32 protein-coding genes and 1 riboswitch are annotated in these 24,657 nt (G+C 51.1%); of the genes, 11 read left to right on the top strand and 21 right to left on the bottom strand.

The window, feature by feature from the left end; genetic code table 11:
- Window positions 1–42: 42 nt before the first annotated feature.
- From AURMO_RS08885 to AURMO_RS01410, 3 genes are all read right to left on the bottom strand, one after another.
- A complete protein-coding gene (locus AURMO_RS08885; RefSeq protein ID WP_162532636.1) occupies window positions 43–1,440 on the bottom strand; it encodes a multicopper oxidase family protein in 1,398 nt (465 codons plus the stop codon).
- A gap of 55 nt (window positions 1,441–1,495) precedes the next feature.
- The gene (locus AURMO_RS09090; RefSeq protein WP_420807774.1) at window positions 1,496–1,897 is read right to left on the bottom strand and encodes a DUF6153 family protein; all 402 of its coding nucleotides are present in this window, start codon (window positions 1,895–1,897) and stop codon (window positions 1,496–1,498) included.
- 258 nt (window positions 1,898–2,155) lie between these two features.
- The gene (locus AURMO_RS01410) at window positions 2,156–2,578 is read right to left on the bottom strand and encodes a cupin domain-containing protein (protein ID WP_110232812.1); all 423 of its coding nucleotides are present in this window, start codon (window positions 2,576–2,578) and stop codon (window positions 2,156–2,158) included.
- Between the two features lie 108 nt (window positions 2,579–2,686).
- On the opposite strand from AURMO_RS01410, the gene AURMO_RS01405 reads away from it, so the two are divergent.
- From AURMO_RS01405 to AURMO_RS01385, 5 genes are read left to right on the top strand one after another with little or no spacing between them, the layout of a single operon-like run.
- The gene (locus AURMO_RS01405) at window positions 2,687–3,085 is read left to right on the top strand and encodes a VOC family protein (protein ID WP_110232811.1); all 399 of its coding nucleotides are present in this window, start codon (window positions 2,687–2,689) and stop codon (window positions 3,083–3,085) included.
- 46 nt (window positions 3,086–3,131) lie between these two features.
- A complete protein-coding gene (locus AURMO_RS01400) occupies window positions 3,132–3,401 on the top strand; it encodes a hypothetical protein (RefSeq protein ID WP_110232810.1) in 270 nt (89 codons plus the stop codon).
- A complete protein-coding gene (locus AURMO_RS01395; RefSeq protein ID WP_110232809.1) occupies window positions 3,389–3,790 on the top strand; it encodes a type II toxin-antitoxin system VapC family toxin in 402 nt (133 codons plus the stop codon). The genes AURMO_RS01400 and AURMO_RS01395 overlap by 13 nt, the downstream gene beginning before the upstream one ends.
- Before the next feature lie 40 nt (window positions 3,791–3,830).
- The gene (locus AURMO_RS01390; protein WP_110232808.1) at window positions 3,831–4,301 is read left to right on the top strand and encodes a phage tail protein; all 471 of its coding nucleotides are present in this window, start codon (window positions 3,831–3,833) and stop codon (window positions 4,299–4,301) included.
- Window positions 4,302–4,315: 14 nt separating this feature from the next.
- On the top strand, window positions 4,316–4,672 hold the full coding sequence (locus AURMO_RS01385) for an iron chaperone (RefSeq protein WP_110232807.1): 357 nt from the start codon (window positions 4,316–4,318) through the stop codon (window positions 4,670–4,672).
- A 65-nt stretch (window positions 4,673–4,737) separates the two neighbouring features.
- On the opposite strand, the gene katG is transcribed toward AURMO_RS01385, so the two are convergent.
- Together katG and AURMO_RS01375 are read right to left on the bottom strand one after the other, a co-directional pair.
- Window positions 4,738–6,900: a catalase/peroxidase HPI gene (katG, locus tag AURMO_RS01380; RefSeq protein WP_239406848.1), complete on the bottom strand. Its 2,163-nt coding sequence runs from the start codon at window positions 6,898–6,900 to the stop codon at window positions 4,738–4,740.
- Between the two features lie 229 nt (window positions 6,901–7,129).
- On the bottom strand, window positions 7,130–7,573 hold the full coding sequence (locus tag AURMO_RS01375) for a hypothetical protein (RefSeq protein ID WP_110232805.1): 444 nt from the start codon (window positions 7,571–7,573) through the stop codon (window positions 7,130–7,132).
- Window positions 7,574–7,623: 50 nt separating this feature from the next.
- Between AURMO_RS01375 and AURMO_RS01370 the strand changes: the two genes are divergently transcribed.
- Entirely contained in the window at window positions 7,624–8,013 is a 390-nt protein-coding gene (locus AURMO_RS01370; RefSeq protein WP_110232804.1) for a hypothetical protein, read from the top strand.
- Window positions 8,014–8,036: 23 nt separating this feature from the next.
- On the opposite strand, the gene AURMO_RS01365 is transcribed toward AURMO_RS01370, so the two are convergent.
- On the bottom strand, window positions 8,037–8,321 hold the full coding sequence (locus AURMO_RS01365) for a hypothetical protein (protein ID WP_110232803.1): 285 nt from the start codon (window positions 8,319–8,321) through the stop codon (window positions 8,037–8,039).
- Between the two features lies 1 nt (window position 8,322).
- The gene (locus tag AURMO_RS01360; RefSeq protein ID WP_162532635.1) at window positions 8,323–8,778 is read right to left on the bottom strand and encodes an EndoU domain-containing protein; all 456 of its coding nucleotides are present in this window, start codon (window positions 8,776–8,778) and stop codon (window positions 8,323–8,325) included.
- A 46-nt stretch (window positions 8,779–8,824) separates the two neighbouring features.
- Here AURMO_RS01360 and AURMO_RS01355 point away from each other — a divergent pair, with 46 nt between their 5' ends.
- Both AURMO_RS01355 and AURMO_RS01350 read left to right on the top strand, forming a co-directional pair.
- A complete protein-coding gene (locus AURMO_RS01355; RefSeq protein WP_110232801.1) occupies window positions 8,825–9,013 on the top strand; it encodes a hypothetical protein in 189 nt (62 codons plus the stop codon).
- Between the two features lie 49 nt (window positions 9,014–9,062).
- Complete coding sequence (locus tag AURMO_RS01350; protein ID WP_110232800.1) at window positions 9,063–9,344, top strand: hypothetical protein; 282 nt, start codon at window positions 9,063–9,065, stop codon at window positions 9,342–9,344.
- 86 nt (window positions 9,345–9,430) lie between these two features.
- Here AURMO_RS01350 and AURMO_RS01345 read toward each other — a convergent pair whose 3' ends face one another.
- The 9 genes from AURMO_RS01345 to AURMO_RS01305 form a co-directional block, all read right to left on the bottom strand.
- Window positions 9,431–9,706: a hypothetical protein gene (locus tag AURMO_RS01345; protein ID WP_162532634.1), complete on the bottom strand. Its 276-nt coding sequence runs from the start codon at window positions 9,704–9,706 to the stop codon at window positions 9,431–9,433.
- Window positions 9,707–9,716: 10 nt separating this feature from the next.
- Window positions 9,717–10,103, bottom strand: a complete 387-nt coding sequence (locus tag AURMO_RS01340) for an EndoU domain-containing protein (RefSeq protein ID WP_110232798.1) — start codon at window positions 10,101–10,103, stop codon at window positions 9,717–9,719.
- A gap of 161 nt (window positions 10,104–10,264) precedes the next feature.
- A complete protein-coding gene (locus AURMO_RS01335) occupies window positions 10,265–10,540 on the bottom strand; it encodes a hypothetical protein (RefSeq protein ID WP_162532633.1) in 276 nt (91 codons plus the stop codon).
- Between the two features lie 10 nt (window positions 10,541–10,550).
- Window positions 10,551–10,937 carry an EndoU domain-containing protein gene (locus tag AURMO_RS01330; RefSeq protein WP_110232796.1) on the bottom strand — a complete coding sequence of 129 codons (387 nt, stop codon included), beginning with the start codon at window positions 10,935–10,937 and terminating at the stop codon, window positions 10,551–10,553.
- Between the two features lie 162 nt (window positions 10,938–11,099).
- Window positions 11,100–11,375, bottom strand: a complete 276-nt coding sequence (locus AURMO_RS01325; protein ID WP_110232795.1) for a hypothetical protein — start codon at window positions 11,373–11,375, stop codon at window positions 11,100–11,102.
- 7 nt (window positions 11,376–11,382) lie between these two features.
- Window positions 11,383–11,658, bottom strand: coding sequence for a hypothetical protein (locus tag AURMO_RS01320; RefSeq protein ID WP_162532632.1), 276 nt, complete (start codon window positions 11,656–11,658; stop codon window positions 11,383–11,385).
- A gap of 10 nt (window positions 11,659–11,668) precedes the next feature.
- Complete coding sequence (locus AURMO_RS01315) at window positions 11,669–12,055, bottom strand: hypothetical protein (RefSeq protein WP_110232793.1); 387 nt, start codon at window positions 12,053–12,055, stop codon at window positions 11,669–11,671.
- Window positions 12,056–12,214: 159 nt separating this feature from the next.
- A complete protein-coding gene (locus AURMO_RS01310; protein WP_110232792.1) occupies window positions 12,215–12,490 on the bottom strand; it encodes a hypothetical protein in 276 nt (91 codons plus the stop codon).
- A gap of 1 nt (window position 12,491) precedes the next feature.
- Window positions 12,492–12,881, bottom strand: coding sequence for an EndoU domain-containing protein (locus tag AURMO_RS01305; protein WP_162532631.1), 390 nt, complete (start codon window positions 12,879–12,881; stop codon window positions 12,492–12,494).
- Window positions 12,882–13,011: 130 nt separating this feature from the next.
- Here AURMO_RS01305 and AURMO_RS01300 point away from each other — a divergent pair, with 130 nt between their 5' ends.
- The 3 genes from AURMO_RS01300 (at window position 13,012) to AURMO_RS01290 (ending at window position 14,953) form a co-directional block, all read left to right on the top strand.
- Window positions 13,012–13,293, top strand: coding sequence for a hypothetical protein (locus tag AURMO_RS01300; protein WP_162532630.1), 282 nt, complete (start codon window positions 13,012–13,014; stop codon window positions 13,291–13,293).
- A gap of 34 nt (window positions 13,294–13,327) precedes the next feature.
- Window positions 13,328–13,987 (top strand): hypothetical protein, encoded by a 660-nt coding sequence (locus tag AURMO_RS01295; RefSeq protein WP_110232789.1) that lies wholly within the window; start codon window positions 13,328–13,330, stop codon window positions 13,985–13,987.
- A 47-nt stretch (window positions 13,988–14,034) separates the two neighbouring features.
- A riboswitch (SAM riboswitch) is annotated at window positions 14,035–14,154 on the top strand.
- A 40-nt stretch (window positions 14,155–14,194) separates the two neighbouring features.
- Complete coding sequence (locus tag AURMO_RS01290) at window positions 14,195–14,953, top strand: hypothetical protein (protein WP_110232788.1); 759 nt, start codon at window positions 14,195–14,197, stop codon at window positions 14,951–14,953.
- Window positions 14,954–15,062: 109 nt separating this feature from the next.
- Here the strand turns inward: AURMO_RS01290 and drmB are convergent, their stop codons facing one another.
- The 5 genes from drmB to AURMO_RS01265 are packed head-to-tail and all read right to left on the bottom strand — an operon-like array spanning window position 15,063 to window position 24,576.
- The gene (gene drmB / locus AURMO_RS08970) at window positions 15,063–16,880 is read right to left on the bottom strand and encodes a DUF1998 domain-containing protein (protein WP_110232787.1); all 1,818 of its coding nucleotides are present in this window, start codon (window positions 16,878–16,880) and stop codon (window positions 15,063–15,065) included.
- Complete coding sequence (locus AURMO_RS01280) at window positions 16,880–20,437, bottom strand: helicase-related protein (RefSeq protein ID WP_110232786.1); 3,558 nt, start codon at window positions 20,435–20,437, stop codon at window positions 16,880–16,882. Before AURMO_RS01280 ends, drmB begins: the two co-directional genes overlap by 1 nt.
- The gene (locus tag AURMO_RS01275; protein WP_110232785.1) at window positions 20,434–22,026 is read right to left on the bottom strand and encodes a nuclease-related domain-containing DEAD/DEAH box helicase; all 1,593 of its coding nucleotides are present in this window, start codon (window positions 22,024–22,026) and stop codon (window positions 20,434–20,436) included. The genes AURMO_RS01280 and AURMO_RS01275 overlap by 4 nt, the downstream gene beginning before the upstream one ends.
- Window positions 22,014–23,618 carry a hypothetical protein gene (locus AURMO_RS01270; RefSeq protein WP_110232784.1) on the bottom strand — a complete coding sequence of 535 codons (1,605 nt, stop codon included), beginning with the start codon at window positions 23,616–23,618 and terminating at the stop codon, window positions 22,014–22,016. The genes AURMO_RS01275 and AURMO_RS01270 overlap by 13 nt, the downstream gene beginning before the upstream one ends.
- The gene (locus tag AURMO_RS01265; protein ID WP_110232783.1) at window positions 23,602–24,576 is read right to left on the bottom strand and encodes a hypothetical protein; all 975 of its coding nucleotides are present in this window, start codon (window positions 24,574–24,576) and stop codon (window positions 23,602–23,604) included. Before AURMO_RS01265 ends, AURMO_RS01270 begins: the two co-directional genes overlap by 17 nt.
- Window positions 24,577–24,657: the final 81 nt, after the last annotated feature.

Raw genomic sequence — 24,657 nt, 5'->3', positions numbered from 1 at the left:
TGAAATGAAGTTCTTTCACGGCACAGCGCATTTGAGCCGAAACTAATCGACCTTGATGATCGCCATCATTCCGGTGTCTTCATGGTCCAGAATGTGGCAGTGCAGAACTGTTGTACCGGCAAAATCATCGAATGCGATTCGAATCACTTTCTTTGAGTTAGGTGCAACGGTGACAACGTCTTGCCAACCTTCTTCACCTTGCACCTGGAAGCCCCAGGTGTGAAGGTGTATCGGGTGATACATCGGGGTGGTGTTGTCAATCACCCACTCTTCGACTGTGCCTTTCTTGGCAGTGAAGTTGACGACGTTCGGGTCGAACAACTTGCCATCGATCGTCGGTGTCATGTGGCCAGAGAGCGTCACAACGCGTTGGTTAGCAACTTTGACGTCCGAGGCGAACAAGTCCCGAGTGTTGGCCATCATGAATGAGATAGGAAGGGAGCTGATGTCAGAACCTGCGTCCGCCGCGATGCTGGCGATCTTCTCAGGACTTCCCATTGCAGCACCATTTCCCTCATTGCTGAGGCGCTGTGCTGTCAGGGTGCCGCCGTTGGTTCCGGGTATGAGTACGATTTCGGTTCGTTCGGAGTTTGCGAGCGTTACCTCTTTGACTTCCTTAGGTGCTGGAAGTCGTCCCCCTTCAGACGAGAGCACAAACATCTTCGCTCCCGAGTAGATCAGTTTGAGGCTGGTCGATGCCGTGGCGTTGACTATGTGGAGTCGCTCGAGCTTCCCGCCGCTGCCGGTCAGGTCGACGCCCTCAAAACCGTTGGTCAAGAGTTTTGGTCCGGTGCGCCCCATCATGGCGGTCATCATGTCGACGCCCGATGAGTTGTTCCCCATTCCGCCCATACCGTCCATGCCGCTCATGCCGTCCATCCCACTCATGCCGCTCATGTCGTGGTTCATACCACCCATGCTGGAATCGTTAGATTTTGCGGAATCACTGGCGTCAGCCCAAGGGTTCTTGTCAGTTAGGGGTGGGTCATTGATAACAAGAACGCGGTTGGTTGAGATCGTGTTCAGTTGGTCATCGTCCATGTCCTCGACGATGATTGCGCCTGATAGACCAGATGCGACTTGCTCAGCGGTAATGCCGTGCATGTGAGGGTGATACCAGAAAGTTCCCGCTGTGTGGTTTGCCGGTATGTCATAGGTGTAGGTGTACGACTTGCCTGGTTCCACCATGATGAACGGGTTGTCCTGTTCAGGTGAAACATGCAATCCATGAGTGTGAAGGCTTGTGGCTTGCTTGAGGTTGTTCACCAGCTTGACAGTGACATGGTCGCCGGGGTGAACGCGCAGAGTTGGGCCTGTAACTTTGCCGTTGTAAGTCATAGCCCAGCGGGTCGAGTTGCCGAACGGAACCATGGTCTCAGCGGCTGTGAGGGTCACCAATGATGTCGCAAGAATCGACTTGCGAATGGTTTTGAGTTGCAATGAACTGCCTTTCAGTTTGGACGCGAGAAATAGATGACTGGGACCGGCCCCGTCATCAGATTCGCCAAACTGAAAGCATTGCCCTTTCTGGTGGCCCGCGATCGTGCCTTGCGTCGGCAAAGCGGGTTGACAGCTGGATTAGTTGCGGCGCGGGAAACGCAGATGTTTGCCCCACGATTGGCATAGCGAAGTCTTGTGTAGCGATTGCTTGACAGGAATCATGGCTGCTGACGCAGGATGCTGGATGCTCTGAGTGGCCGTTGTAATCGGCGGGAGTCGTTTGGAACCCGGCATCCATCATGTCGACCTCGTGGCTCATGTGGGCCACATGTGATTCGTGTGACGCTGCGGAAAACGAATGTCCGCCACCAGATAGTTGGTGCATTGCGACGAGCGCTATCGCAGAGAGCAATGCGATAACTACGCCCAGCTTTCTCCACGATGCAGTTGATGTCACGCATTCAGTCTACGACTCGAATGTTGGCTCAACCTGTGACGTTTGGAGCCGTAGCGGATGCTCTCAGCTAACAGCGAGTAACAGGTGCCTCGCATTACCAACTAGTGACCACACAAGTGACCAAGCCAACCCTGAAAATCCTGTTTCTCATGTATCTATTGGTCAAGAAGCCTGTTTGTTTGGCGTAGATTCCAAGTCCTACATCTTCCGCCAAAGAAAATGACCGCCCAACGTGGCGGTCATTTTGTTTGTAATCGGTTACCAGGGCTTAGGTCGGTCCCAGTCCACGGTGGCATCCGTGGGCTTGACGCCCAGTTCACTGCCACCTGCACGCACACAGATAAACCTCAATTGATCTGGGCTCTCCGGTAAGCAGCGGTAGGTGCGCATGGTGTGCTGTCCCACCTTGACCACTGTGCCAGGGCCGACCTCGATGACATCGTCGTCGAGCCCCATCTGTCCCCTGCCGGTGAGGAAGATATAAACCTCTTCCACTTCGGCATGGTCATGCCAGTAGGCATCTTCTTGACCAGGAATCAAAGCATTGACGGTGAGGCCGATGTATTGATTGGTGAACTCGTGATCAACAACGCGGCGACCTTCGCGGGTGTTGTGATCACTCCAGCCACCGGTGTGGTCTCGCCATTGTTCGAGAGCGCCCACATTGACGACTTCATACATTCCGACTGCCCTCTTTCGTGATCTGAACAGGCTTCCACCTAGAAATGTAGTCACATCAATCGAGTTACATCCATAGAGAGTTTTCAATTGACGGGATAAGTTTGCTCCATGTCGAAATCCCTCTTCGTGAATCTCCCCATTGCCAATTTGAAGAAGTCAGTTGCGTTCTTCACTGAGCTGGGGTTCACTTTCAACCCACAATTCACGGATGAGCAGTCCACCTGCATGATCATCAGCGACAACATCTTTGTCATGCTGCTGGAGCACGCCAAGTTTGAAGGATTCATTGACAAGAAGATTGCTCCCCGCGACACTGCTGAGGCAATCCTTGCTTTGTCCTGTGATTCACAAGAAGAAGTGAGGACTCTGACGGAGAAAGCATTCGCCATGGGCGCCAGACGCCTGAACGATCCTGAAGACATGGGCTTCATGTTCAGCTGGGGTTTTGAAGACCTGGACGGTCACCTCTGGGACGTGTTCTGGATGAACCCAGACCACGTGATGTAGAGAAAGACAAGGTGTAACACTTCTACACAAGTGTTACACTTGGGTTATGCCCACCGCTAGACAGCGTCACATGATTACTGAGACCGAAGAGCTCTCCCGTGCACTGGATGCTGCCGCGACTATCTGGCCCTCCGAGAAAGACAAACGAGCAGAACTCCTTCGCCACATTATTGATGAAGGTGTAGTTGCAATAACTTCTGTTGCAGATAAAAAAGCTCAGAGACGACTGAGCGCAATCTCAAATGTAGCCGGATCAATGAACGGTGTTTGGCCAGCAAACTGGCGTGAGCAACTTCGTGATGAGTGGCCCGAGTGATTGTCCTCGACGCCAATGTGTTGATTGCTGCCTTCGCTAGTGATGACTCACACCATCAGTGGGCAATTACTTTCCTGCGTGACACCGTGAGCGAAGAGCTCGTCATTTCTGCACTTTCCTATGCAGAGATTCTTGTTGCCCCTATTCACGCAAACAGACTGAACGAATTTAGGAAGGGCATCGATTCACTCGGGTTCAACATTGATGACTTATCTGCTGATGATTCGATTGAGATCGCACAGCTGAGAGCAGACACAGGGCTCAAAATGCCCGATGTGATTGTCTTACACACAGCGCTGAAGCATGGAGCTTCACTCGCCACTGCAGACGCCACTCTGAAGCGCAAAGCATCTTCACTGGGAGTAACTGTCTACTCTCCTTCTCCCTAGCTCGGATGCACCTCAGCGCAATCCGTGAGAGGGTAACTACATGCCCACTCCCGTAGATTTCGTCAACGTCTCCACCGCAGGACTTGAGTCCTCCCCCTGGGCGGATGCACTTGCTGGTCTTCGTGCCAACGAGGCTCGTTACTTCAAGAACAAGTACGACCTGGTGTTTGAAACCACGCCTGCCAGCGAAGCTCCAGAGCTCGTGGACTACGTGGCCAAGGTTCTTCTTGAGCGCGACATTGTGGTCTCCTCCAAACCCCTCGAGGTCACCGAGATGATGATCGACACCGCAGACGGTCTGACGCGCTGGACCTACGTGTTCTATGAAAGTGGCCTGGCCATCAACGTTCTCTACACCGTCAGCGACAACAAGAAGCGTGCGGTGGGCTTCAAACTCTCTGACGGCATGGAAATCCCTGAAGAACTAGGGAAGTTCAAGTTCGCACGCATGAAGTCCAAGCTGGCCGGAACTATCCGTGGCAGCTTCTTCGTGGTCAAGGGCGAGTACTAAACCGGAGCACAGCCATGCCCAAGTTTGATAACTTCACAGATTTCTACGCATCACTTGCTCCAGAGCAGCTCGAGCACATCACGTCCTTGGTGGAGTGGGTGAGCACGAACTATCCAGAACTGGAACCTGTTATCGCCTGGAATCAACCCATGTTCAAGAGTGGGACGAAATACATCCTTGGCTTCATGCCGACAAAGAAGCACACCAACTTGTTAACAGTGACCGACACTGCCGTGACCGAGTTGATGCCACAGCTCACTCACTACAAACATGGCACGCGCTCTATTCAGCTGCCCTTTGACTGGTCAATCGACCCCGAACTTTTCGCGCAGGTCATCTCCCTGCGCATGAAAGAAGAAGGTTTGTCCTAATCCTGAAGGGTTAAGAACAGTAGGGCACTGGATTTCTCCAGTGCCCTACTTCTTTGTTCTGTCGACTATGCAGTCAGGTCGAAACGATCTGCGTTCATGACCTTGGTCCAGGCAGCGACGAAGTCGTTGACGAACTTCTCGCTGGCGTCGTCCTGAGCATAAAGCTCAGAGTAGGCGCGGAGGATGGAGTTTGAACCGAATACGAGGTCAACTCGTGATGCGGTGAACTTCACCTGACCGTTGTTGCGGTCACGCACGTTGTAGAGGTTACTTCCGGCAGGCTCCCAGGCATAGGTCATGTCGGTGAGGTTGACGAAGAAGTCGTTCGTCAGCTGACCTTCACGCTCGGTGAGAACACCGACCTTGGATCCTCCGTGGTTGGTTCCCAGCACGCGCATGCCACCAACCAGCACAGTCATCTCAGGAGCGGTGAGGCCCATGAGCTGAGTGCGGTCGAGCATGAGCTCTTCAGCACTGACGGTGTAATCCTTTTTGAGCCAGTTACGGTAACCATCGTGGATGGGCTCGAGAGGCTCAAAGGATTCAACATCAGTCTGTTCCTGGGTTGCGTCACCGCGACCAGGAGCAAAGGGAACAACAACGTTGTGACCGGCAGCCTTGGCTGCCTGCTCAACACCGAGGTTTCCAGCAAGAACAATGACGTCAGCAATGCTGGCGCCGGTCTCGGCAGCGATGGGCTCCAGAACAGAAAGAACGCGAGCCAAACGCTCAGGCTCGTTGCCTTCCCAGTTCTTCTGAGGCTCCAGACGAATGCGAGCACCATTAGCACCACCACGAAGGTCGGAGCCACGGAAGGTGCGCGCAGAATCCCATGCGGTTGACACCATGTCCGAGATGGACAGGCCAGCTGCAGCAATCTTTGCCTTCACTGCGTCAACGTCATACTGAGCGTTGCCAGCAGGTACAGGGTCCTGCCAGATGAGGTCCTCTGCGGGAACTTCTGGACCGATGTAACGAACCTTGGGTCCCATGTCACGGTGAGTGAGCTTGAACCACGCACGAGCGAATACTTCAGAGAAGTAGGCAGGGTCGTTGTAGAAGCGCTCCGAGATCGCACGGTAGGCAGGGTCCTTGACCATGGCCATGTCTGCGTCGGTCATCATGGGCATGAGGCGGATCGAAGGATCCTCAACATCGACAGGCTTGTCTTCTTCCTTGATGTTGATGGGGTGGTAGATCTGCGCCCCTGCAGGAGAGTGAGTCAGCTCCCAGTCGTAGTTGAACAGCAGGTAGAAGTAGCCGTTGTCCCACTGGGTGGGGTTGGTGGTCCAGGCGCCTTCAATACCGGAGCTGACGGTGTCGCGTCCCACACCACGAGTGGTGTGGTTCATCCAACCGAGGCCCTGCTCCTGAATGTCAGCACCTTCAGGGGATGGGCCGAGGTTACCGGCGTCACCATTACCGTGAGCCTTACCCACGGTGTGACCACCGGCGGTGAGAGCAACCGTCTCTTCGTCATTCATTGCCATGCGGGCAAAGGTTTCACGAATCTGCTGAGCAGTCTTGAGGGGGTCAGGGTTACCGTTGACACCTTCAGGGTTCACATAGATCAGACCCATCTGGACTGCAGCCAGAGGGTTCTCCATGGTGGAAGGGTCTTCCAGGTTGCCATAGCGAGAGTCAGAAGGCGCAAGCCATTCCTTCTCAGAACCCCAGTAGACGTCGAGCTCGGGGTGCCAGATGTCTTCACGGCCGAAACCAAAGCCGAAGGTCTTCAGACCCATGGATTCGTAGGCCACGTTTCCAGCGAGGATGAACAGGTCAGCCCAGCTGAGCTTGTTTCCATACTTGCGCTTGATAGGCCAGAGCAGACGGCGTGCCTTGTCCAGGTTCACGTTGTCAGGCCAGGAGTTCAATGGTGCGAAACGGAAGTTTCCGTTTCCAGCACCACCGCGACCATCGGCGGTGCGGTAAGAACCAGCCGAGTGCCACGCCATGCGGATCATGAGACCGCCGTAGTGACCCCAGTCAGCGGGCCACCATGACTGGCTATCAGTCATGAGGTTGGTGAGGTCCTTCTTCAGCGCTGCAACGTCAAGCTGCCTGACCTGTGCGCGGTAATCGAAGCCTTCACCCAAAGGGTTGGTCTTGGTGTCTTGCTGGTGCAAGATGTCCAGGTTGAGGGCGTTAGGCCACCAGTCCATGTTGGACTTTCCAGTGGTTGTTTGCGCTCCGTGAATAACGGGGCATTTTCCTGCGGTTTCCACAATTTCTCCTTTGACGTGATTCCCATGCAGTCAGCTCAACTGCATCACGCACCTAGAGCCAAACTACCAAAGGAAAATGCCCACACTCCAGAGAATTCACAGATACCTCCCAGTGAAAAGGGAATAGTTCCGCATTCATGCAGAGTTACACGCACAGCAACGTTGAAGAAACGTTCACTGAGTGAAAGTTCGATTCGTTCGAAAGCGAACGAAACAGTACAGGCCTGGTTTAGTCAGCCTGAATAAACAGCATGTATTGCCCGCCACCGGAGGTGATCTGGGTAGACACTGCCAGGTCAGGCGCATAGCGAGAGAGGCGATCTAACAACCACTCTGATGCCTGTTCGGCATCTTCCTGGCTGGGGCAGCGAGCAATGACCTCACGGCCACCCTTGCGCTCCAAACGGTCAACAGTTGCCACAATCGGAGAAGGGTCCACCACCAAAAGCTCTGGAGACCACGCAACAACCGGAGGCTTCTTGCCCTTCATGGTGTTGCAATCACGGTGAGCTAAACGCTCCACGGTGACCACGTTCTTCTTTGACTTCGCAACGGAGTAGCTGTCCACACTCGGACCACGGTCTGAGTTCACCGAGGCATCAGCATCAACAGGGGTGTCACACAACCAGCAGATCCAGTTGTCGCGGTCGCCTACTTCGTTTAAATCGCTCATAACTTCAGGCTACGCGATGCCGAGGACCTCAGCATTCCAAGAATGTGAACATGAACATTGTTGTCATTGCCGCACTGATCCAAGCCGTCATCGCCTTAGGCGTGGCCATCTTCCAGATTGCCTTGGTTGCCGGAGCTCCCTTAGGCGAATACACCATGGGTGGTCAGCACCCCGGAAAGCTGCCTGGGCAGTTCCGCGTGACAGCAACGGTCTCCGCCATCATCATGGTTGCCCAGTCCGGTCACTACCTGGCCCAGGCAGGAATCTTGAACCCCGCACTGAGCCCAGGACAAAACGCCATAGTGAACTGGTTCTGGTTTGGCTTTGCCGTGCTGGGTCTCATTGTGAACAGCATCAGCAGAAGCAAGAAAGAAAGGAACACCTGGGTTCCTGTCTTGCTGGTTAGTGCCATCTGCACACTGCTGGTGGCACTGAACTAGAAAGCTACACAGCTAAATCCACTTCATGAAGCTAGTTGAAACCACGTGGGCAATTCTGCGAACTGTTCAGAGAGAACTTCGCGATCCTCTTCATTCCAACCAGGCAATTGCTGGATTCGTTCAATAAAAATGGGTGGAATTGCCACAGAAAAATGTTGAGCGATTCCCAACGAAGTTGAGATGGCTGAATAAGGTTCGCCCGCATTCATTGACATATCAATGAATTGCATTTCGGACAGGCCGATTGAAGGCCTGAGGAAATCCCTCAGAGCATGTGCCACAAGTGTGCATTCGTCCATACGCTGCATTTTACGCCTCCAAGATGTAATTATTGAGAGGTATTTCCCTGGGAACTCCTCTGTCATTGCGCACTACCCCGGGTCCTGAGTCTGGAAATGCAGAATCGATAAACAAGTGGTTTCTCCTCATCTTGAGTTTGACCACCACCATGATCCCTCTGAAGTTGCTCCCGAGAACGATGTCGTTGCCGTAATGACCAACGAACTGAGGTTTCTCTAGAATCGTGCGAATTGCGTTTTCCACGATGTCTGGTGTCCAATGGGCTGGGAATTCAGTCTTTCCCTCACGTCCCAGGCCAGAACGATGTCCGCCTTGGTGGCCATTCGGCTCTCCTTCCCACACGTGCCGAAGGAGTTCCTCGGTAACAGGAACATGCGCAAAGGATTCAAACACCATGCGCGCAAGATTAGAAAGACAGGTCTTCTCCTCACTCATCATTTGTGACATCAGTGGAGAAACCTCCACAGCTGCATGCTGTGGAGGAAAAACACAGAATTCCTAATCGGAGAACATGAGCATTGTTGTCATTGGCGCACTGAGCCCAGGACAGAACGCCATAGTGAACTGGTTCTGGTTTGGCTTTGCCGTGCTGGGTCTCATTGTGAACAGCAACAGCAAAAGCAAGAAAGAGCGGAACACCTGGGTTCCTGTCTTGCTGGTCAGTGCCGTCTGCACATTGCTGGTTGCACTGAACGTATAACCCCAATGTCCGTACCTCCCTTTACAGTCACTCACTGGAGGGAACAACAATGGATATTTTCTTTGGACTACTGCTCTTCGGAGGACTAGTACTCATCATCTGGGGGTTCTTTGCCTTTCTCTTTGCCATCGGCAAAGCCTTGTCAGGCACAGCGTCACCAGTCACACGAAGCACAACAAACACCACCGCCTCTGACGAGATCGATGGCATGAACAATGGGGACTACTACAACGGCCCCCATGGCTACTCCCCTATGACGGGTTATCCCGAGACCCAATACGGGTCAGGGTTCGACCCCGATGCGGAGTGGAACCATGAAGAGCACGACTAGCTACTTGAAAACAACCCCATAGGGCAGAGATCTAGTTAACGAAGTGTGGGCGAAGCTACTGCTTCGCCCACACCCTGAAACAACCGTTAGGAAGCTAACTGATACCAAGTAGGGATCTTGCTCAGCTCTTCGGTGAACATCTCAACAAGATCATCACTCAGCCATTCGAGGCCGAGAATTTTCTCTCCGAAAATAGGCGGAAGAGCTATGGAGTGCTCAATAGCGAGACAGAGACCGGAATCTAGGGCGCACACCGATTCACCAGCTTGGATAGGAAGATCCATCATGAGGATGTCATCTTTGCTCAACTGTGGTCTGAGGTAGTCCCTCAGAGCATGTGCTAACAGTGTGCTTTCATCCATAAACATCATTCTATGACTCCCATTTCGGTAACTCGAGGGGTAATAACACTTTGATACCTAGCTGATTTCTATACACGCCCACACCATTCATGGGATATGCCGTGACAAAGAAGTGTTCTTTCTCTTTGGTTCTGAGCTCTACAGCAATCAACACTTGTGCAAACTGTCGAAGCATTGTGATCTTGTGCTCAGCCCTCTTGACCCATTGGGGTTGAGCCAACGTCAACTCGATACCCAGTTGAACAAGTTCAAGAGTCCAATCTTCAGGAAATTCCGTCTTCCCCTCCCGTCCCAAGCCATAGCGATGGCCGCCTTGGCGGCCATTCGGCTCTCCCTCCCACACGTGCCGAAGGAGTTCTTCAGTAACCGGAACATGCGCAAAGGATTCGAAGGCCATGCGCCACAGAGTAGAAACGCTCAGTGAGCAAAAACCCGGCTAACTCATTACTGTGCGCATGGACCTCACAGCTCTTCCTGTGGAGGAGCTGGCACAGCCAGCATCACGGGTAATGCAACTGTGGACGGAGCATCAACTCCGCCCACACCTCAGAAAACGCTTTAGGAAGCTAGTTCCCACCAGGCTGGGAGGTTAGCTAATCTTTCAACGATAAATTCACGTTCCATATCGCGAAGATCTTCAATTCCCTCAATTTTCTGAACAAAAAGCGGCGGCAGAGAAAGTGAATATTGATCTGCGATGGCTAGTCCTTCGCAGACAGCGGAGACAGGTTCTCCCGCTTCGAGGTCCCAATCCATTGAGCGAATGACTTTCTGGTCCACTCGCGAACGAAGATAGTCACGCAGTGCACGTGCAATGAATTCGCTTTCATCCATAACTAACATGTTATGCCTCCAATGTTGACAAATCGAGGGGCCGTTGAATTCTCTGACCGTTGAGATTTTGAAAAACTCCCACGCCACACAGTGGAAACGCCTTCTGCACATAGATATGTTTATTGGAACGAAATAAACGAACTACGACAACAACCATTCCCACTTGACGTAGGCAAATAATGAATCCTTTGTTTTCGCGGATTACTTGAGGTTTATGCAACACCTCTTCAATCGACTGACGAACTTTTTCGCGGTCCCACTCTTCAGGGAATTCAGTTTTACCTTCACGGCCCAAACCATAACGATGCCCGCCGTCTCGACCGTTCTTTTCTCCATCCCAGACATGCCAAATGAGTTCCTCAGTAACAGGAACGTGCGCGAAGGATTCGAAGGCCATGCGCCACAGAGTAGGAACGCCCAGCGAGCAAAAACCCTGCTAACTCATTACTGTGCGCATGGACCTCACAGCTCCTCCTGTGGAGGAGCTGGCACAGCAAGCATTACGGGTGAAATAACTGTGGGTGGAGCGTCAGCTCCACCCACACCTCAGAACACGCATCTAGGAAGCCAGCTCCCACCATGCAGGTAATGACTCAAGTTGACGCTCTAGATTTGTTCTTTCAGAACTGGTCCAGCTACTGAGCGCTGTGATGTGATCAACAAAAACCGGGGGCATAGGTATCGAGAAGTGTTGGGCAATACTCAACGCAGATGTAATTGCGGAATACGGCTCACCTGCGTCTAACGGGGAATCAATGAAACCCAGCTCAGATTCCTCCACGTTCTTGCGCATATAGTCGCGAAGCGCGTGGGCAAGCAAAGTGGATTCGTCCATGAGCGTCTTAGGAAACCATCTTCAACCACACAGGGATGTGCGTGAAGTCAGTAGTGAAGTCTGCGATTTCATCAGCCGAGAGGCTCTCCAGGTGGAGAATCTTTTCAGCGAATATGGGCGGCAGAGCAACAGAGTTGTGGGCAGCAATACTCAACCCAGCGCCTAGAGCGCTGACAGGCTCTCCTGCTTGCAGGGCGTTATCCATCAGGCGGACCTGCGAATCCGTGAGTTGGACACGAAGGTAGTCACGCAGTGCGTGAGCTAAAAGCGTTGATTCGTCCATAGTGAACATTTTATGACTCCATAACTGAGATATCGAGGGGGAGTAATTGTCGACGACCTTTTTGATTACGAAATACCCCTTCGCCGCACACCGGGAAAACACTTTTGATTGTGAATCCTCCTGCAAGTTTCCGCATTTCAATTTGGAGAATCACTTGCTTTACCTCGCGAAGGAGAAAAGTTCTTTCTTCGTAGACGTGGATCGACTGAGGATGAGCAAGAGTGGCAAGTATTACCTCTGTGACAGTCACCAGAGTCCACTCTTCGGGGAATTCAGTCTTCCCTTCCCTTCCAAGTCCATGGCGATGCCCGCCCTTGGCGGGATCCGCCTCCCCTTCCCACACGTGCCGAAGGAGTTCCTCAGTAACCGGAACATGCGCAAAGGATTCGAAGGCCATGCGCCACAGAGTAGAAACGCTCAGCGAGCAAAAACCCGGCTAAATCATTACTGTGCGCAAGGACCTCACAGCTCCTGCTGTGGAGGAGCTGGCACAGCCAGCATCACGGGTTAAGTAGATGTGGGCGGAGCTGATGCTCCGCCCACACTGACGATTCACTTATGCCGCTTTGAGCGGAATGTGTTCGAGTAGGTCCATGACATCTTTGAGTTCTGCTTCTGGCCAAGCAAATTCATGAATGATGAGTTGGCGAATGTTCTCTGCAATGGGCGCCTCTGCTTGGAGCGCTGCTGCAACACCGCAATAAACCGCGCTCCGAGGATAGCCATAATCGAGTGATTCATGAGCAAGAGTCAAGTCTTCCTCGTCAACTGTTTGGCTGATGAGAGTAAGAATTCCTCGTGCAGCAATCATGGGGTCGGTCATGACAGTCATATTATCTTCCGTTCCTAAGATTGTGGAAGGGCTTCGGCACCTGAACGCCCATCACATTTTGGATAACTCCTGGTCCGCGGAGCGGGTAGGCAGCAAAAGGATTAAGTGCTGACTTATATGGAGCAAGTTCAACTCTGATCTCAACGCCTGCGACGATGCGCTTCAAGAAAACTCTGGCGCCTACCAGCTCAACGAAGTCCGGCTGTTTCAGCACGCTCTGGAGAGCAGTCACAATGTGTTCTTGTGACCAATCTGGCGGGAACTCCGTCTTATTTTCATGTTTCATCCCAGAGAGGTGTCCTCCCTTTCCTGGGTCTCCCTCTTCACCGAACAAAACATGAGCAATGAACTCGTCTGTGAGTGTCACATGGGAGTAATCGAGAAAGGTCATCCCGCGATTGTTGCTGTTGTGCTGACCACACCTCATTGAGTAATTCAGAGTGTGGAGAGGGAAGAACATCCTCTGGTTGTGGAGGGAATGTCCGTACCCCCTTCTACAGTCACAACTGGAGGGAACAACTATGGAATTTATTGCAGGCTTTCTGCTTATTGCTGGCATTGGTGCCGCTGCATGGGGAGTGATCTACTTCTTCGTTGCGATTGTGAAAGCAATGTTTACACCGCCCCCACCGGGCAGTAACCAGGTGACGCCGTCGAATGACGGCGACACCATTGACGGCATGAACAATGGCGACTACTACAGCGGTCCCCATGGCTACTCAGCTATGACCGGATATCCCGAGACCCAATACGGGTCAGGATTTGATCCAGATGCTGAGTGGAACCACGAAGAAGAGTACTAACTTCACACATTCATTGAGGGGAAAGAACAACACCATGAATACATCAGTCAAGAAAACACAACGAACCACAGCACGCTTACGTTCAGTAACGGGAGGGCGCGCATCGCGCGCCGAGGTATACGGCCTCTTTATCGCAGCCGTCGTGCTCGTTGGCGGCGGTGTCACCGGGGCTATTGCCTATAGCAGTGGGGACATCACTCTGCCCACAGTGGCGGCAACAGAAACAACACCGCCCAGCAACCTCAACACAGCAGGACCTGCAGAACTCTCACCCGAAACTGCAACAGGCGCTGAAGGCGGAACCACTGAACCGGGGAGCACCACTCCTGTCACCCCGCGCTCAGCTCTAAGCGTGGAAACCTGCGCCTACACCCCAGCAGAACTTGCCTACTACGACAGTATTCGTGCAACGAAACAGCAAGCAGTTGACTATGCCCAGACGGAGGTCAACGGAACACATGCAGCAATCGCAAGTAACACCGCCCACCTCGAAGAACTCTTGGCAGCTCCTTATCGCCCCATAGAGGTATTCCAGTGGCACCCAGACGGAACACCTGCCGCTTACCGCGTTGACTCGAACGAGGAGATAGCGTTCGAACGTCAACGCATTCTGGACAACCAGTCACAACTCGTTAGAGCAGAAGAGAACCTTCGCAGAGCAATCGCAGATCGGGATCTCATCCCCGGTTGCTAAACACACAGGCCTCTGATGTCAGAGGCCTGTGTCATACTCAATCCAACGTTCCAGAGCGATAGCGCCAAGTACCTAGCTAGCTATCCGGCAACCCCCAACCATTGAGTGGGGTGCCCTAGGGGAAGAACGGATCCGAACTGCATCTGCAGTTCGGATAAGTCAATGGAGTGCAGCTACCACTGCCTCCACAACAACAAGGAGGCAACAATGTCCGCGCCCCAAAACCGCCTAGGCAGAGGACCAGGAGAGAAAGAACCCCTCTCCAGGGATCTCCGCCACCAAAGAGAACAACTCTGGGGACCAATCCCCCCACATGAGCGCAGGCTGTGGAGCAATGCCCTGTTGGATAACCCGCCCACAGACTTGAACACCATTGGCAAGCAACAAAACATGCAGCTCTATGGTCGTGACGGCATTGTCATGAACAGGCTCTGGGTTGCTGTGGCAAGGCACTGGGATGACCTGGGGCTCAGCGCCTATGAGTGGTTACTACAGCGCAACACCTTGGTGGACATTGTCGAATACAAGAGAAACCTTGAACGTGACAGCGAGGCCACTAAGGATCACTGGGGTGACTGCGCCGAACAAGAACGCAGAGAATGGACCTCAGCCACGCTGCGGTTCCCTCCTATGTTCTTGGGAGCAACCATCATGGCTCTGCATGACAACCACGCCAGGAAGACCGGCATCACCAACAGCAAGACTTGGATCGAGTTAGCACTTGAGTTCAGAGCTGCCGGGTTCACCCCTGAAGAGTTTGTTGTGCTCAACACTCAGGTGAGGAAGTTCCACAAACGTGGACAGGCGAACAGTCTCATCACCACAACTTGGGGCCTCAACAATATCCAGTTCGTCCGGCTGGATGCCCAGCAGTGGACGAACTGGCTAGAGCGTTACCGGGCTGGTGAAGATGCTGTGGAGCTGACAAAGGAGCTGCTCGGCTCCAATGGGTTAAAACGAGAATAAGGAGTGCTGGAACTCAATGACTATTGTTATTTTATTCAACCCAAAAGATGGCATCTTCAAGTTGAGGAAAGTTGAGCATTGAATAGAAACAAACGCTCAACATTAATCTCTAAATCCCAAGAAATCCCACAATTTCGTTTCTACCAATCAGTGTGGCCCTATCAAGTGCATGGTTGAACCACTCACAACTTGTTTCAGGTAGGAAACAACATTGGTGGCATGCTCCTGGAGTGTTCTCGATGTCGTGGTCCAGAGGGGATATACAAATTGGGTCCAGACCGCACCAACGACCATTTACAAGGGCTTTCTCAAGCACGTGTTCAAGTTTGCCTGGTCGGGCAAGTTCAACTAACCCACCCATGGTTCCAACGCTGTCACCAGCTGCTGTATAGATGAGTAGACCTAGCACCCCTTCTTCATCATAAATTCGGTCACGAATTGATGCGGTTGGGTATCCGCATTCCAAGGAGACCACGTTGATAAGCAAATGCGCCAAGGTGTGCGCAAGTAGAAATTTTTGACTCAGTATGTGGTCGCGTAGTACTTCGGGTGGGTATGCACCAATAGTTTTGCTTAACCATTCATTGACCGAACTTTGATTTAGCTCGATGTAAATACCCTCGCCATAAACTCGATGAGCGGGTAACCAAGAGCGGGTGAGAGAGTCCTTTTCAGGGACGGACCCCCACATTTGTGCAAGCCCATCTCGAATGTCTCGGTTACTGCCTGGTGGGGTGTCTCTTGTGAATCCAGCCAGTACTCGTGTTTCAGCAAGGCGGTGGACCGCAACAACCTTGCTTATTAATCCGTCAACACCAAAGCGGCTGCTGCTGAATCTTTCGGTTGGAATCAATTCTGGGTCAAGGACTGGAGGACCATCTTGGGTAGTTCTTCCCCGTTTCCCTGCAGTCAGTGCTTTTACTTCGCCAGCTCTGCCAGCTTCACCTCCGACAAAACTGCCTGTTCGAACATGTTTTATATGCTTGCTCAGTTCTTCTTTGTCTAAGTCAGGGAAGACGACAGTAGCTCTTTGATGAATCATGGATTGAATTTCATCCTGGTCTCCACCTTGAATTCGGACGTAAGCATTAGCAACAGAGTCTTCTTGGAGCCAGCGGACCAGAGAATCTCGTAACCCTTCTGGTGCTGGCAAGTGCAGTGATGAGCGAACATCTGGAAAGTAAACTTGCGTCGCAGTACGCAAGAGCAATTTCATCTCCTGGTCGCAATTTTCGTTCGCTGACTCTGGAAGCCAGGCCCGCCTTCCGCTGCATTTTGTGGTCCAAATGGATTGACCTCGGCCTAAAGGCCCGAAGTACTTAGAGGCCCCACAAGACCTACATTTGACCAACGGGCGAGCGCCATCACTTGTTTCTTTGTACTCAAGTTCTGAGTAGGGGCAATCAGCCCCATCGTGGACTTCAGCGAACCAATCAACTTCGTCAAGATGTCCCTTAGGGCAACAAAGGACCACGGGTACTTGCTGAGTTTTCCAGGCGAATTTTCTAGTTTTCTGACATTCAGGTTTAGTGCACGAACCCACTGAGGGGTCGTCAGGGGTTCTTGCGAGAGTAATTGTGCTGCACCAGGGGCTAGTGCAATATTCGGCAAGAGGGAACCTTGTGGAGGGAATAAACCAAGTATTGAAGTCCGCTTCCCCACCTTCGATGATGGGAGGTTGAATAAACCTTTGGACTCCGAGCGTATTTTCTAAAGCGAAATCGTGAAGCTCATAGGCATTCATTCTTTCTGCACGAATCTTGTTCTGACTCGTGACATCAGGTCCATCAGTTTTGATGCCCCTAACCCAATCGTCTAGGCCCGTCATCAGAACAGTGACTCCCGAGCGTGAGACAACGATTGAGCCCACTCCTAGAGGTCCGACAATGTGATTTCGTCGAATTGGAGTATAGAAAGGTCTGCGCATTAGAAAAGGTCTTCTTCCAGGTCTCCAAGGCCACTAGCGTTAGCTTTTGCTGGCCCAAGGTTTGCATTTGACGGACTTCTTCGAGAAAGCTGCATGCCACATTCCAGGTCCACCGACCTCATTGAATTTGGGACAATCCAATGGTCAAATTCTTCGACTGCGGGAGTTGTATCTCCAGCTTTGAGTAAGAGTCCCTCCGCACCATCCCAGCCAGGGTGCAATGAGCGGCGGGCAGCATCTGCCGATTGAATCAAACGAGACAGCTCGATTTCTAGAGCTTCCACTGCGTGTTCATCGCCAAACGTTCGGGCACGTTCCCTTGCGCTTTCTATAAGTTGTGTTGCTTCGGGGCTCTTCAACGCTTCTACAGGTTGCTGCTCAGACGTCGCTCTAAGTACCGTCGTCAACATGCCAGAAGCGGCCCTAGAGAGTGACTGAGAGGTAAATGGAGTAACACTCACTGATTCAACCGCTGCATAAAGCCGTTCGTGGTTTTGGCGAAAGTTTTCAAAGTGTGAGCGGTCACGAACGTTGTACGGAGAAAGAACAACAACAACAAGTCCAGGTGCGTCGTCATCACGACCAACTCGACCAGTCACCTGGATATATTGGCTTGCACTCTTTGGCTGTCCCATGACTGTCATAAGTCCTAGTCGAGGCACGTCAACACCGACCTCAATCATCGAGGTTGCGAAGCAGATATCAACTGAGCCTTTATCTTCTTTCGGCACGAGAAGGGAGTTCATGAGGCGTGAGATGTTTTCGCCCGAAGTTGCAGTTAGCTCTCTAACGTTGGAGACATTTCTAACCGAGCTACGTGAACCGTCTTCTTTGAGATATCCAGTTCTAATGCCTGACCTTTGGGTCAAACTCCAAGTGTGAATTCTCAAGGATGCTTGTGTAGCAGCACGTTGAAGCCCGAGGCTCCTGCGACTGCTGAAGAAAGCAAGATTCGTCCACCAAGCATCCGAAGATTCGGATTCCTCTTGTTCGAGTGATGCTGCCCCGTGAGCCATTGCTGCAATGACTCGTAGCTGAGATTCAACAACTGTTCCGAGGCCCGATGCACAGACGGCCACATATGTTTTACCAGGCTTATTTGAATTATCAGGAGGGCTTTTTGCAAAGAAATTATCTTCTATCTCTATGCCAGATGGAGGAAGAAGCCTTGATTCACTTCGACCGTAAAGTCGTTTTACCTGAGAATCAAAGTTTTTGGTCGTAGCGGTAGCTGCAACAATCCGTGGCTTAGAACCACCCATTGCTAAGCAAAGATTTTCAAGTGCAATCTCATAAAGGGCATTCATACTGCCCAGGGGGCCAGCAATCAGGTGGAGTTCGTCCTGAATCATCAAATCGGGTGGTGGCGCAAAACGTTCAATCTCACCTGCGTCTGATTTTCTAAGACCAAACAAACGCCTGGAGCGTTCTTTCCATGCGAGCTGAGCAAACTTATCGATTGTCCCAACAATGAAGCTGGGAGGCATTTTGTAGATTTCTTCATCAACCTCGAGGACGGGCAATCTTTTGAAAGGTCCCTCAGCACTTGAAAATGGACAAGTTGCATCTGGGCAAAAAATGCTTATGTAGTTGGAGTTTCCATCTTTGTAAGACTTCTTTGCATACCCCGAAAGATGGCCGTCTTTTGCGACCCCCATTTCGGCACTGCACCACGGGCACTTTGCAAGTAGAAAAGTTCTTTCAGAACTTCGACCGTTTGCAAGTTTGGTGAAGTCACCCACCGCCTCTTTCGAAGTGTTAGCGGTGGTTTTTCCTCCTAACCAAGCTCCAATTCGGAAAGGAATTTTGGTCGGGCCATCGAGTAACTTGCTGTTAGAGACACGGATTATTTCGAGCGCACAAATTAGTGCAGCGGCGCGAAGCACCTGCTGGGTAGTTAGTAGCTTTAGTGTGTATCGCATCATCACCGAAACACGGAAGTTCGGCTGCCCCCCATTAGCTACTTCTTGCCCCCGTTCCCAAAGAATCGTGAATGCAGCAAGGGCAAGGTAAGCCTCTGTCTTTCCACCACCAGTTGGCATCCAAATAATGTCAACTAGTTCGCGCTTCGGATGGTTTTTATCAACAAGCGGAGCGATGGAGGCCAATAGAAATGCAAGTTGGAAAGGTCGCCAGTAGCCTTGAGATTCAAAATCGAGCTTTCCGAAGCCCAGGGAATTCGAGTTCGCGTCAAAATTCGGAGTGCTTTGCGGTGATTCTTCGTCATAGACGTAATTGAAGCCTGCACTTTGAGACTCATTCGGTTTACGAATTTTGGCGCTCGCCGAAACCCTCTGTGCATTCATTGCCAAACTCGTCCATTTGAAGACACGATTGATTTCCGAGTCAGTTTGAATAAGTTTCCAACCAGCCTCAGCGTCACTGAGGAAGTCTTTGGCCAGGTTTAAATGCTTGTTTGCAGTTGATTTATATTCCTCAACAACCAGAAGGTCTGCTTCAAACTCTTTTGAGGAAATCCATTCTTTGTAGTCGTTGAGTAGGCTCTCGACTTTTTCGCCTGAAGAGTTGGAATCAGTGGCAAGGTCTAGCATCCCTAAGGCATATTTTTGCCCTGAAGAATCAAGGATGTCAGGACTTGGGCTTTGGACTGTGACAACTGGCATTACATCGGTTGAAACGCTCCAACCATTTGTGTTTTGCGCGCTTTTTGTATCGCAACCATGCCCAATGCTCATTATTGGGTGATGGCGGTAGAGCAGCGAAAAACTTTCTTCAGTTTCATCTGTATTGAGCTCAACCCTTGGATAAGCAAGGAGCTCTTGAGACGTAATTGTGAGCTTGGACTGAAAGAGGCAGTTTTGTGAGACTTCGTCATTTGCCAGTGTTTCGTTTACAGCAAACACGGTGCAGAGCGCGTTGCTCTCTTTGCCAGCCTGCCTCGAAAGGCCCAGTCGGAGCTTTAGCCCAGATTCTTCAACCGTTATCTCATTGTTTTTCGTCGTATCCAGAGACAAGGAGAGCTTGAATGGATTCCGTTTCCAGAGGGTCTTCTTTTTGCTACCCACCGTAATGTTGATGGGCTCGTAGGTTGCTCCCTCAATTGCCACCTCAAATGTCTTCACTGAGACTGGAACATTAACTGACAGAGCGAGAGTTCGCGGTCTCCCCTTCGGCTCTTCAGTTGGTATTGGCGCTTCGTCATCTGCTTTATCTGCAGTGGAGTCGCTGAGAGAATCATCCGAATCCAATTGCATTGGAGCCCTGACTTCTGTGGGCGCTTCCTCAATCTCATCCTCATCAAGCGTTTGCTGCTTAAGAGTGAGCTCAGTGCTTTGCTGTGCCGTCATCTTTGGATAGAGAATTCCTATTCCGTAGAGGAAGGCTGGAGGGCGGGCAACAATCTCGTTACCAAGGCCATCGTGCATAGGAACGTTTAGTCGAAAATCGCTGGCAAATTCCTGGTCGGGTGAAATGACGCGAACATCATCCTGAAATCCTGGCCATCGCTCAAGTTGGTCACTCTCAGGCCCGTGTAAAGCAAGCTTCAGGTTCTTCACCATCAACTCTCGCGATTCAGCAGCAGACAATTTGCTCATTCTGAAATCCTCCGTATGAATTCAGTCTGGTCGGCTTCAGGTAGAAGTACTACTAACTCCTCCGTCGCTCGGGTCGCAGCAGTGACGAATTCATCTGTTGGGCCGCCGAGGCTTCCTTCAAGAATTACAACGGGCGACTCTAGGCCTTTGAACGTCCTAAATGTTGCAACGCAAGTATCTTTGGTTCCGTTGAAATACGCCTTAACACCTAGGCGTGCGGTGATTTGTTTGAGCCGAGCAACATCTGAAACCAGGATTACGATGTCTTCTGGTTTATGAGTCTTATTCGCAGAATTGACTGCATTTCGTATGGCCTCATCTGAATTGTCACCCACAAAAATGACAAACGGCGCTTCAGCTTTTTCCTCGCGAAGGAATGAACGAAACAGAGTTGGACGCATACTCACAGACTCAACCCATTTGCCATGTGCTTCTAGATTCCTGCAGTTATCTACCAAAGAGAGTTTGGTTGGGTTGCCAGGAAGGTCGACATCAGATGTAACGCGACTGTAGAGGTCTTGGTTTTTGGAATCCCCCGTCATCAGCCATCGGCCATTGCTAAGCCCACCTCGCACTAGTTTGTCCAACACCAACAGATAACTGGGTTCCATTAGGTCTTGCATTTCATCAACTACAAGCAGGTCAACTTGGTCATCCTCAGAAATTCGTTCTGCACTTCGTTTTGCGAATTCCGCCCACCAATTTGAATTCGCACCTGGGGGAGGAGTTTCACGGAACCGTTCAACCAAGAACTGGAAAAAACTACTCGCTGGGAAATCGTCGCCTGATTCCTGGCCTAATTTCTTCCCCAGCAAAGTGTTGAAGCAAATAATTCTTGTTTTGTCTCCCGCGAGCGCAGCTCGGCGAGCAGCTTCTATCGCTATGACGGTTTTACCCGAGCCAGGGGGACCCTCTAAAACAATCCTTTTGTTTCCCTGGATTGCATCGAGTATTCGTTGTTGGTCAAGCGTCGCGCGTTGAAGGTCTTTGTTGAGGCGTTCTCTTCGCACCGACGGGCTTGCTAGCACTTCGAAATCTGGCCGAAGCATCTTGCGGAGTTTCTCGAACGATTGCTCTGAAAGTAGATTTCCTTGTTCTTTTCGAACGGCTGTCTGAAGTTTTTCTACCAATCGTTCGACTACAGAACCGTCTCTTGGCGAAAGCTGGCATTCAGGGTCGAGGTCAGGAAGAAGTGGAACTTCTGCGTCTGTGAAGAGCAAGAACGGAGCGACCTTTACATTTTCAGGTGTCCAACTTTCTATGTGACGTTTGAATGCATAACAAGTGTTTAGGACTTGTTGGACGGGGTTTCGGGAAGGAAAACTATCGCTCCCAAGTCGCCATTGTCCCTTCTCGTTTACAGTGGCGCTTCGATGACCTTTAACTTCAAGCGTGGCAATTCCTAAATCTGGAATCATCACAATGAAGTCGACTTCATGTCTGCGACTGTTGATGCCTTTGGGGAGGTCGTAGGAGTGGAACACCACCCAATTTTCGGTTCCTTCTGCGTATTGGAGCCATTCGAAAACTTGAATCTCTCCAGGGCTTGTATTCCCAGGGGGCATAGTTGGGGGAATCATTTGAGCCATAGTGAGCCTCCTTTGTCGACTGGTCTTCCGAGCTTAGAAAGCGGGACAAGCGCCTTTTCGGCGGACAAGTGAGCGATTGTTGAAATGAATAACTCGCCAAGTACATCGTCATGAATTTTGGCGAAGCCCAATTCAGTTAGTTCATCTAACTCACCTGCTTCTGCAGCAGCCTGTAATTTGAAAATAAGTTCCTGCACCATTCCAAGACCAGCTTGTTGGCGTGCGGTACGAAGTTTGCTCAACAAGTTAAAACTTCCTGTAGGTGCTCGATAGTCAACAGCCCTACAAACGGCTTCATAGTTTTCTGAACTGAGTGGAGCAACATAATCTGGTGCGACGATACGTGAATGCAGCTGGATGCTGTATTCCTTTGATAGGCCAGCAATTCCAAACCTTCTTTTCAGCTCATCCAAACCATTGAGGTCAAGGAAGGTTTGAACCTTCTGCTTGAGAGCGTTTTTGAATTCCTCTGCCTTAGTGAAGCTATGTTCCGAATACTTTTCAGACCACCAAAGCTCTGAGGCATTAAGCAGGTGTTGCCTTTCCACCTCATGTGAGCGAAATACAAGGTGTGTGCCAGGTTTAAGCTCTTGCTTGGTCGCTGGTGTGAAAGTTTGGCTGAAATCACTTCTAAGGATTCTTGGCCTAGGGCCTAAGTTGTCGTCAAAGAACACCCAGAGACCGTCTTCATCACCAAGTAGTTCGTACTGGCGGGCAGAAACCGCGTCTATTTCGTTTGCGAAGTCGAACGCACTCAGATGTTCTCGTGGCTTTTCTATGAATTCAAATGCTGGGAGTGGAGAAACGTCACCCATGTCGTCCATCGGGCTTATTTTCGGGGCCTCAAAGCCCTGCCAGGGACCGACAAAGTCAAGATTCAGCCGCGGATGTGAGGGCCATGACAGGAGCACAACTTTTGTAGCAGGCGGCGCAGTTAATAACCATTGAGCTTTGAAATCTGAATCAGGTGAGCCAACCCACCTCGAGCTTTCATATCTATTGGGAGGACCAAAAAGCACGATGGTCTCGAAAGCGGAGGAACGCCTAAGGCGTGAATATGTTTCCACGGAAGCAAAGAGATTTTCAGAAGCCACCCATTGCTGGATTGAATCCTTGCTGTTGGTCATTTTACATATCAACGCAATTGCTGGCTCTCCAGCTCGCGGGCTGTTTTCACTACATTCAAGAACATCTTGAGTAGTAATCCAATCCTCAAGGAACAAGGCTGCAGGATGCGGTAATCGGCCAATGGCCAATACGCATTGCAGGATTTGTTCAAAATGGGTTGTCTTCGCCCCGTTAACCTGGATGGCTTCTTCTAGCCACTCGACAAGTTGTTCATAGCCAGTTCTTTCGTCCGAAGTGACTACAGGCCCGTCCCAAAGTTTAAATATCCATGATTTAGTTGCAGAAATACAAAGCTCTTCTTTGATTGAAAGTGAAGAGGTCTCATCACGCGAGAGCAGCCCTATTTGCTTCAGTAGGGCTGTCATTTCCGGCCATTGAAGCGTCGCTGTTTCGATTCGAGCGTTCGCAGAGTTCTGGAAAGCATCGATTGCTTCGTCGAGTGTTTTCTTATTCGAAGTCTGCACCGTAAGAATCCCAATCTGAGTCTGAGAATTGCTCTGGGGCTAGGAATGGTTCGGTAAAGAATTTAACGGGAAGACCAGGAATTCCTTTGAGTTTCGCGAACTCAGAATGAATAGTTGGAAACAGTTGACCGTCGTGCCAGGTTCGGAACCTAAGGACATCATCACTTCGGTTGTCCAAGAACAAAGTGTGAGGGAGGTCAGGCCACACCCATCTTGCTGGGGTCGCCCAAGCCGAGAAGCCGACGACAATCACCGCAGAGGGTTTAAGTTCGCCCATCCACTGTCGATTTTGTATCGAACGAGGATTGATGCAAATTATTGGCCGCCTGAACCAGTCTTCAGGGCTAGTCCCTGCATCAAAGGTGGCGGCGATTTGTTCAGGAGTCCACCACTCATTTTCAATTGCTAAGTCAACCAATTCAGTGGCGACTTTGCTGGGCTGCTGGCAGATGATGATTACTGGGTTCTCGCAAAGCCTGAAGTAATCCCAGCATGCTTCACGCGCAGTTTCATGAATTTGTTTCTTGGAGCCTGTGGTTAGAAGAAGGTCTACTACGCCTTCGGGTATGACCCCATCACTTCGTTCTGGAAAATCTTCAGGAAGCTTATGCAGCGGGGGAAAGGTTCCTGGGATGAAGCGAGTTTGGTCTAGGAACTCTTCTCCCACTGTGCCATCTGCGATGTGTTGAAATGAATGAACCACGTCCTTCAGTTGCGTTGAAATTAGTGTGGCTACTCGGCCGAGTTCTAAGGAACGGTCAACATCGAGGCCAAGCTTTCGTTTAACGTTGGCCAATGCCAACAATCCTGGGAAGTACTCAATTGTTGGTGGGGCAACTACGGTACAAAAGTGTCCGTCCACTTTGATGGTCGGAGCGCGGTTTGCAACCAATCGCATTAGTTGAATTGCTTTTTGAAACCCTGGGTTTGACTCAGGTTTATCAAACGTATTGTTCAAGATGACTATTCCTCCCCCCTAGAAAGTAGAAGCCACTTATTCAATCTAGTCAGGACTACGGACACTTGTTCTTAATGCGTC

Source organism: Aurantimicrobium photophilum, assembly GCF_003194085.1.
GTDB lineage: Bacteria > Actinomycetota > Actinomycetes > Actinomycetales > Microbacteriaceae > Aurantimicrobium > Aurantimicrobium photophilum.
The sequence above is the reverse complement of the archived record's forward strand: the minus strand, read 5'-3'. Positions and strand labels throughout refer to the sequence as shown.

What these genes read in the sequence shown, in the direction of transcription:
- AURMO_RS01410 (WP_110232812.1), bottom strand. Translation starts at nt 2,578, where the DNA reads ATGTATGAAGTCGTCAATGTGGGCGCTCTCGAACAATGGCGAGACCAC.
- AURMO_RS01405 (WP_110232811.1), top strand. Translation starts at nt 2,687, where the DNA reads ATGTCGAAATCCCTCTTCGTGAATCTCCCCATTGCCAATTTGAAGAAG.
- AURMO_RS01400 (WP_110232810.1), top strand. Translation starts at nt 3,132, where the DNA reads ATGCCCACCGCTAGACAGCGTCACATGATTACTGAGACCGAAGAGCTC.
- AURMO_RS01390 (WP_110232808.1), top strand. Translation starts at nt 3,831, where the DNA reads ATGCCCACTCCCGTAGATTTCGTCAACGTCTCCACCGCAGGACTTGAG.
- AURMO_RS01385 (WP_110232807.1), top strand. Translation starts at nt 4,316, where the DNA reads ATGCCCAAGTTTGATAACTTCACAGATTTCTACGCATCACTTGCTCCA.
- AURMO_RS01375 (WP_110232805.1), bottom strand. Translation starts at nt 7,573, where the DNA reads ATGAGCGATTTAAACGAAGTAGGCGACCGCGACAACTGGATCTGCTGG.
- AURMO_RS01370 (WP_110232804.1), top strand. Translation starts at nt 7,624, where the DNA reads ATGAACATTGTTGTCATTGCCGCACTGATCCAAGCCGTCATCGCCTTA.
- AURMO_RS01365 (WP_110232803.1), bottom strand. Translation starts at nt 8,321, where the DNA reads ATGCAGCGTATGGACGAATGCACACTTGTGGCACATGCTCTGAGGGAT.
- AURMO_RS01355 (WP_110232801.1), top strand. Translation starts at nt 8,825, where the DNA reads ATGAGCATTGTTGTCATTGGCGCACTGAGCCCAGGACAGAACGCCATA.
- AURMO_RS01350 (WP_110232800.1), top strand. Translation starts at nt 9,063, where the DNA reads ATGGATATTTTCTTTGGACTACTGCTCTTCGGAGGACTAGTACTCATC.
- AURMO_RS01345 (WP_162532634.1), bottom strand. Translation starts at nt 9,706, where the DNA reads ATGGATGAAAGCACACTGTTAGCACATGCTCTGAGGGACTACCTCAGA.
- AURMO_RS01340 (WP_110232798.1), bottom strand. Translation starts at nt 10,103, where the DNA reads ATGGCCTTCGAATCCTTTGCGCATGTTCCGGTTACTGAAGAACTCCTT.
- AURMO_RS01335 (WP_162532633.1), bottom strand. Translation starts at nt 10,540, where the DNA reads ATGGATGAAAGCGAATTCATTGCACGTGCACTGCGTGACTATCTTCGT.
- AURMO_RS01330 (WP_110232796.1), bottom strand. Translation starts at nt 10,937, where the DNA reads ATGGCCTTCGAATCCTTCGCGCACGTTCCTGTTACTGAGGAACTCATT.
- AURMO_RS01325 (WP_110232795.1), bottom strand. Translation starts at nt 11,375, where the DNA reads ATGGACGAATCCACTTTGCTTGCCCACGCGCTTCGCGACTATATGCGC.
- AURMO_RS01320 (WP_162532632.1), bottom strand. Translation starts at nt 11,658, where the DNA reads ATGGACGAATCAACGCTTTTAGCTCACGCACTGCGTGACTACCTTCGT.
- AURMO_RS01315 (WP_110232793.1), bottom strand. Translation starts at nt 12,055, where the DNA reads ATGGCCTTCGAATCCTTTGCGCATGTTCCGGTTACTGAGGAACTCCTT.
- AURMO_RS01310 (WP_110232792.1), bottom strand. Translation starts at nt 12,490, where the DNA reads ATGACTGTCATGACCGACCCCATGATTGCTGCACGAGGAATTCTTACT.
- AURMO_RS01305 (WP_162532631.1), bottom strand. Translation starts at nt 12,881, where the DNA reads ATGACCTTTCTCGATTACTCCCATGTGACACTCACAGACGAGTTCATT.
- AURMO_RS01300 (WP_162532630.1), top strand. Translation starts at nt 13,012, where the DNA reads ATGGAATTTATTGCAGGCTTTCTGCTTATTGCTGGCATTGGTGCCGCT.
- AURMO_RS01295 (WP_110232789.1), top strand. Translation starts at nt 13,328, where the DNA reads ATGAATACATCAGTCAAGAAAACACAACGAACCACAGCACGCTTACGT.
- AURMO_RS01290 (WP_110232788.1), top strand. Translation starts at nt 14,195, where the DNA reads ATGTCCGCGCCCCAAAACCGCCTAGGCAGAGGACCAGGAGAGAAAGAA.
- drmB (WP_110232787.1), bottom strand. Translation starts at nt 16,880, where the DNA reads ATGCGCAGACCTTTCTATACTCCAATTCGACGAAATCACATTGTCGGA.
- AURMO_RS01280 (WP_110232786.1), bottom strand. Translation starts at nt 20,437, where the DNA reads ATGAGCAAATTGTCTGCTGCTGAATCGCGAGAGTTGATGGTGAAGAAC.
- AURMO_RS01275 (WP_110232785.1), bottom strand. Translation starts at nt 22,026, where the DNA reads ATGGCTCAAATGATTCCCCCAACTATGCCCCCTGGGAATACAAGCCCT.